At 36.2% G+C, this 4,814-nt stretch carries 5 protein-coding genes; 4 read left to right on the top strand and 1 reads right to left on the bottom strand.

What is annotated here, in order from left to right; genetic code table 11:
- Nucleotides 1-121 precede the first annotated feature (121 nt).
- Complete coding sequence (locus B4C08_RS02605) at nucleotides 122-634, top strand: hypothetical protein (RefSeq protein ID WP_296662523.1); 513 nt, start codon at nucleotides 122-124, stop codon at nucleotides 632-634.
- A 185-nt stretch (nucleotides 635-819) separates the two neighbouring features.
- Here the strand turns inward: B4C08_RS02605 and B4C08_RS02600 are convergent, their stop codons facing one another.
- Nucleotides 820-1,587 (bottom strand): DUF4469 domain-containing protein, encoded by a 768-nt coding sequence (locus B4C08_RS02600; RefSeq protein WP_296662522.1) that lies wholly within the window; start codon nucleotides 1,585-1,587, stop codon nucleotides 820-822.
- Between the two features lie 267 nt (nucleotides 1,588-1,854).
- On the opposite strand from B4C08_RS02600, the gene B4C08_RS02595 reads away from it, so the two are divergent.
- From B4C08_RS02595 to B4C08_RS02585, 3 genes are read left to right on the top strand one after another with little or no spacing between them, the layout of a single operon-like run.
- Nucleotides 1,855-2,763: an ABC-three component system protein gene (locus tag B4C08_RS02595; protein WP_296662520.1), complete on the top strand. Its 909-nt coding sequence runs from the start codon at nucleotides 1,855-1,857 to the stop codon at nucleotides 2,761-2,763.
- Complete coding sequence (locus B4C08_RS02590; RefSeq protein ID WP_296662519.1) at nucleotides 2,747-2,974, top strand: ABC-three component system middle component 7; 228 nt, start codon at nucleotides 2,747-2,749, stop codon at nucleotides 2,972-2,974. The genes B4C08_RS02595 and B4C08_RS02590 overlap by 17 nt, the downstream gene beginning before the upstream one ends.
- The gene (locus B4C08_RS02585; RefSeq protein WP_296662518.1) at nucleotides 2,965-4,632 is read left to right on the top strand and encodes an ATP-binding protein; all 1,668 of its coding nucleotides are present in this window, start codon (nucleotides 2,965-2,967) and stop codon (nucleotides 4,630-4,632) included. The genes B4C08_RS02590 and B4C08_RS02585 overlap by 10 nt, the downstream gene beginning before the upstream one ends.
- Nucleotides 4,633-4,814 lie beyond the last annotated feature (182 nt).

The raw sequence follows: 4,814 nt of genomic DNA, 5'->3' as shown, positions 1-4,814 counted from the left end.
GTAATTCCTTTGTTTTTTTGTGGTAATTAAAATTCTAAAGAATTACGCCTTTTTTGTAAATTTTTTTTATAACTCGAAATTCGACCTACTATAAAAAAATTGAGATGGAGGAATGGGTAGAATGAAAAAGCTGTTTATATCTTTTATGTTAATGAGTGTTTATTTTTGCTCTTATGCCTCAGATCGCTTTGTGATGCATAATGAAGTTAATTATGATATTGAATTTATGAAAGATGGCGATAGTCCGAATAATTTCAAATTATATTCAAATATAATTGAACTTGAAAAAAATTTTTTAAATAACTGTGAAAAGATTACTGATGGAGATGATTTTTTAGGAGAATGGATTTTAGTTGATGATGACCGGACTCCACAAAACGTGGTCAGTTATAATTTATGCAATTTAACAAGCATAGTAAAACTTAATGGATATTACGTTTTGGATAATTATGGTAATAGATCTTTTATCTACAGAAATAATAATGGACGCTTGTATATTTACACAAGATGGATAAATATAATTAGAATGTTTGAAGTAATGGATGATAAATTATATTTCTATATAACACAAAATAATAAGTGGATTCTTGATCCTATTCATAAGGAGGGAAAATTCTACTTTGTTAGGAAATGAGAAGAAGTTGAATACATAAGAAAAATATATGAATATATATACAGAGGCACGGACGAAGAGGTCTGCCATGAGGTTGGTCTTGTCGTGCTTTTTTTTAATAATTTTTTGTTTTTTTTGTAAAAGAAATTTCGACCTGTTATTCATGCGGCCTGCCCGAAACCAGGGCAAACCGCATGAATTTGCTGCTATGCGACTGTTACAGTTTCAGAAACTGCCTCTACAAGATACTTCCGCTCGTAGCCAGATTTTCCGGCGTAGCGGGTGCGGACAACAATTTTGTATTTTCCGCTTTCAAGTTCCTGAGGAAGTGCAAATAAAAGCTTGGAAGGCAAGTTGTAAATCAAGGCTGTTTCAATTTTTGCCCATTTGCTTTCATCGCTAGAAATAATTCCGCTTTCTGCAACCGGCGCAAACCAAATTCCAGAATCTTCTCCGCCGACTTTTAGGCTTGAGCCTTCGACCAGAACAGAGCTGCTTGCGGAAAGGTTTTCATCTCTTTTGCCGGTCGCCACATCCGTAACGCTTGTAACAACTCCGCTTGGAGCAGTATATTCAGAGGCTGCGATTTCAACATTCTGAACAGCGTCTTTTAATGTCTGTGTCGCGGAAAACTTTACTGTCAGCTTGGGTTTTCCGTTTTCATTGTCAACGCTGCCTTTTCCTGCAATGTAGAAAATCCCTAGCTCACCGAACTTTACGGCATTTCCTGCAGAAAGAACCTTCAGAACAGTGCCTGCATAGGCATTTAATACACTTGCGACAGTTCCTAAATCCACAAGCGGAATCGCCTCCGCCATAGAATCAAGAATGTTCTGAGTGCTGTAGGTGTAGCGTTCCACACGTCCGTAAAAGCTTTCAGCTCCGTCCTTTGCAAACTGATTTTTCTGTAACTTAACGGACACTCTTCCGTTAGCTGATTCATGAAGCTTGATAAATGCATTGTTAGTTTCCATGGTTAACTTCCTTTGCCATGAGACCGGCATTCTGCCGCGCGCCTAACAAAATGCCAGAAATCATGGTATAATAAAAATGTACAAGGCAATTCGCAGAAACTCTGTATTTGCTTTGTTGATAAGAAAGATAGCACTTTCGCAGAAGAAAAAACGGATGCAAAAACATGAGATTTTTAATGCAATATTATCCTTAAAGGCTTATAATATATAGAAGAAATCAGTCTGTTTTTTTTTAACGGATTTGAATCGGATGGTATTTTGGAGTTTATGACTTTTCAGCAATTTGCAAAAACGCTTCGTCCTTATTACGGAGAAAACATAAATCAGGATGAATTCGTTGTTTTATTATTTGACAACATTCTGGACAGGTACAACGAAAACGCAAAAGGCAATTCTCCAGCGCATATAGAATTCCGTTCATATAATCCATTAAAAAACGATGATAAATTCCAGCCTGACACAATAGCAAGATATTATAACGGGAACAGAATTTCCCCTGGCACATACAGCCAGATGCTGAAATATCTGAACACAGATAATTTTATTTCTTTCATGGAAAAGCCTTCCAATCCCACGCTGGAAATGGATGTTGACTTGGTGGAGTCGATAAAGGAATTCTGTCCAGATGTTTCAGCCGAAAACTATCCAGAAAAATATGCAGAGCTATTTGCAAAAATAATTCAAAAAGGCGCAAAAGAACCTAAGAAACAGTCCGGAAGAAAAAAGAAAATCCATTATCCGGAAGGCACAAGCGCAGGCTCGATGGAAACACTTGAAGATAAAATCACAGCCGCCGTTAATTTGATTTCCAAAAGCATAAAGGCGGAAAATTTGCCAGAACCTCCAAATATAACTTATTGCATAAAAGAAAAAATCAAAAAAGACAATCATCTTATTAGAAGCATAGAAAATGACTTGGTTTATTTTGATGTAGTGAACAAGGCTTTTGTTTCGGCAGCAGAAAACGGAGGAAAGCCGCCTGCCTTTATATGCCAATGCATTCATAACCAATATTTACGGTTAAAGGAAAAGTATTTTACCGAAAAAGAAATCGTAGACAATATGAAAAATTATTTTGCTCCAATTGCATTGACTCAGCCGAATTCTCCCGAAGTAGGAATTATAGTTTCATATTTTATTCAGCTATGCGAGGTTTTTGATGCTCCTGCCAGATAAAATGATAAGGTACAATGAATCCGTAATTTCAAAATTTGTTCCTGTTTTGCAGGCTATGGTTTTAAATGAAAGAATTTTTCCGGAGCAGCTTTATAAAAATGTAAAAAGTCATTTTTCATCTCTTTCTGAATTTATACAGACCTTGGACGCTCTGTACGCGCTTGGAAAAATTGATATAGACAATGCGACAGGAGAAATAATATGCTTGTAGAAATTCAAAGCGATGTTTTTAAAGGCAAATATATTCAAGATGGAAAAATAGAATTTCATAAAGGCCTTAACACAGTTGTTGCAAACGAGTCCACAAACAATTCCACAGGAAAATCCAGTTTTCTGCTTGCTATTGATTTTGCTTTTGGCGGAAACACCTATGTTACAGGCGGCGGAAAAATCATTGAAAATATCGGGCATCATGCAGTCAATTTTGCATTTGAATTTAAAGGGGAAAAAGTTTATTACAGCCGTTCCACAGAGGATTTGAATAATGTCAACGTTTGCGATAGCGGCTATTCTGTTATTGATAAAATTTCCCTTAAGGAATTCCAAAAAAGACTTGCCGAAAGCTACGGCTTTGAAGATGAGTCTCTTACATTCAGAGGAGCGGTAAGTCCGTATTTTAGAATATCCCATAAAAGCTCAAAGAATCTTGAGGAATTCTTAAAAGGAAATTCAATGGAAAATGCCCGCGACTGCGTTGTTAATTTTGAAAAACTGTTTGACCGGTACAAAGAGATTGCGGCGGAAAAAAATAACGCCGATGATGCTGCAAAAGCAAAGGAAACTTTCAATGAAGCAGTAAAAAGAAATTTCATACAGTCTTCTATAAAAACGGATTCTGATTTAACAGCTGTATATGAAGATATAAACCGTCTTAAAGAAGAGCTTTCTGAGCTGAGAAGGACGAATGATAAAGAAATCCTTGCATTTGATTCTAATAATGCTGAAAAACTTCAGGCTATTGAGAAGAAATATAAAAGCATAAGCATTAAGAAAACAAGGCTTGAAAACAAGATTGCTGTCGCCGAGCATTCTATTGAAGGGTTGGCTTCTCCTACAAGGGAAGAGCTTTCTGTTCTCCAGTCTTTTTTTCCTGGGATGAATGTAAAAAAGGTTTATGCGGTTGAAAAATTCCATGAGTCTCTTGCAGAGGTTTTAAAGCTGCAAATAAATGACGAGATTCAGTATTTGACGATGAATCTCAACCAGACTAATTTGGACTTTGAGGCAATAAAATCTGAATATGAAAAAGCTCTTCCTGACGGAACTTTTTCAAAGGCGGCATTTGATGTTTATGGGAAAAAATATCTTGAACTTCAGCGGCTTTACGAATGCATTGAAAACTATAAAAAAGGAAAACTCATTGCGTTAAAAGATTCCGCAGCAAAAAAGGAACTGAATAAAAAGGAAATCAATGTTTTAGATGAAATAGCAAGCCAGGTGAATCTTAACATGGCAGCTTTGAATGGACATATACAGAATGGCAAATGGAAAAATCCTATCCTTAAATTTTTTGAGCCAAAGACAGGCAATGCAAAGGGCGTAAGCCGGTATTCAATAATTTCTGGAACAGACAAGGGAGACGGAACAGAAAGCGCGAATATCGTGATGTTTGATTTGTCCATTTTAAAACAGACAAAGCTTCCTGCAATGGCGCACGACCTTTTTGTCCGCAATGAATTGGATGCGGAAAGAAAAGAAGGCTGCATCAAGCTGTATGCAATGGAAAAAGAAAAACAAATCTTTACAGCGTTCCGTTCCATTTATAATTACAGCCCTGAAGTCCAGACAATCATTGAAGATAGCTGCGTATTAAAATTGTCTACAGATGGCGGAGAACTTTACGGAAGTAGCAAGTGGGTAAAAAAATAAATCCAAAAAGAGCATTCTTTACAGGTAAACAGTCTATTTACCCTGGGTAAACAATATATTTACCTGCGGTAAATAGACTATTTTCCTAAGGTAAATAAGCTATTTGCCAATGGAAAATAACATATTTACTCAAGGAAAATTTTTTTATTTAGTCTGAATTTCGAGTTTTGATAAGAGCAGTA

It is taken from the genome of Treponema sp. UBA753, assembly GCF_002297325.1.
In the GTDB taxonomy this organism is placed as follows: domain Bacteria; phylum Spirochaetota; class Spirochaetia; order Treponematales; family Treponemataceae; genus Treponema_D.
The sequence above is the reverse complement of the archived record's forward strand: the minus strand, read 5'-3'. Positions and strand labels throughout refer to the sequence as shown.

Bases quoted from the DNA above. Each gene is read 5' to 3' on its own strand.
- B4C08_RS02605 (WP_296662523.1), top strand. From the start codon at position 122: ATGAAAAAGCTGTTTATATCTTTTATGTTAATGAGTGTTTATTTTTGC.
- B4C08_RS02595 (WP_296662520.1), top strand. From the start codon at position 1,855: ATGACTTTTCAGCAATTTGCAAAAACGCTTCGTCCTTATTACGGAGAA.
- B4C08_RS02585 (WP_296662518.1), top strand. From the start codon at position 2,965: ATGCTTGTAGAAATTCAAAGCGATGTTTTTAAAGGCAAATATATTCAA.
- B4C08_RS02600 (WP_296662522.1), bottom strand. From the start codon at position 1,587: ATGGAAACTAACAATGCATTTATCAAGCTTCATGAATCAGCTAACGGA.
- B4C08_RS02590 (WP_296662519.1), top strand. From the start codon at position 2,747: ATGCTCCTGCCAGATAAAATGATAAGGTACAATGAATCCGTAATTTCA.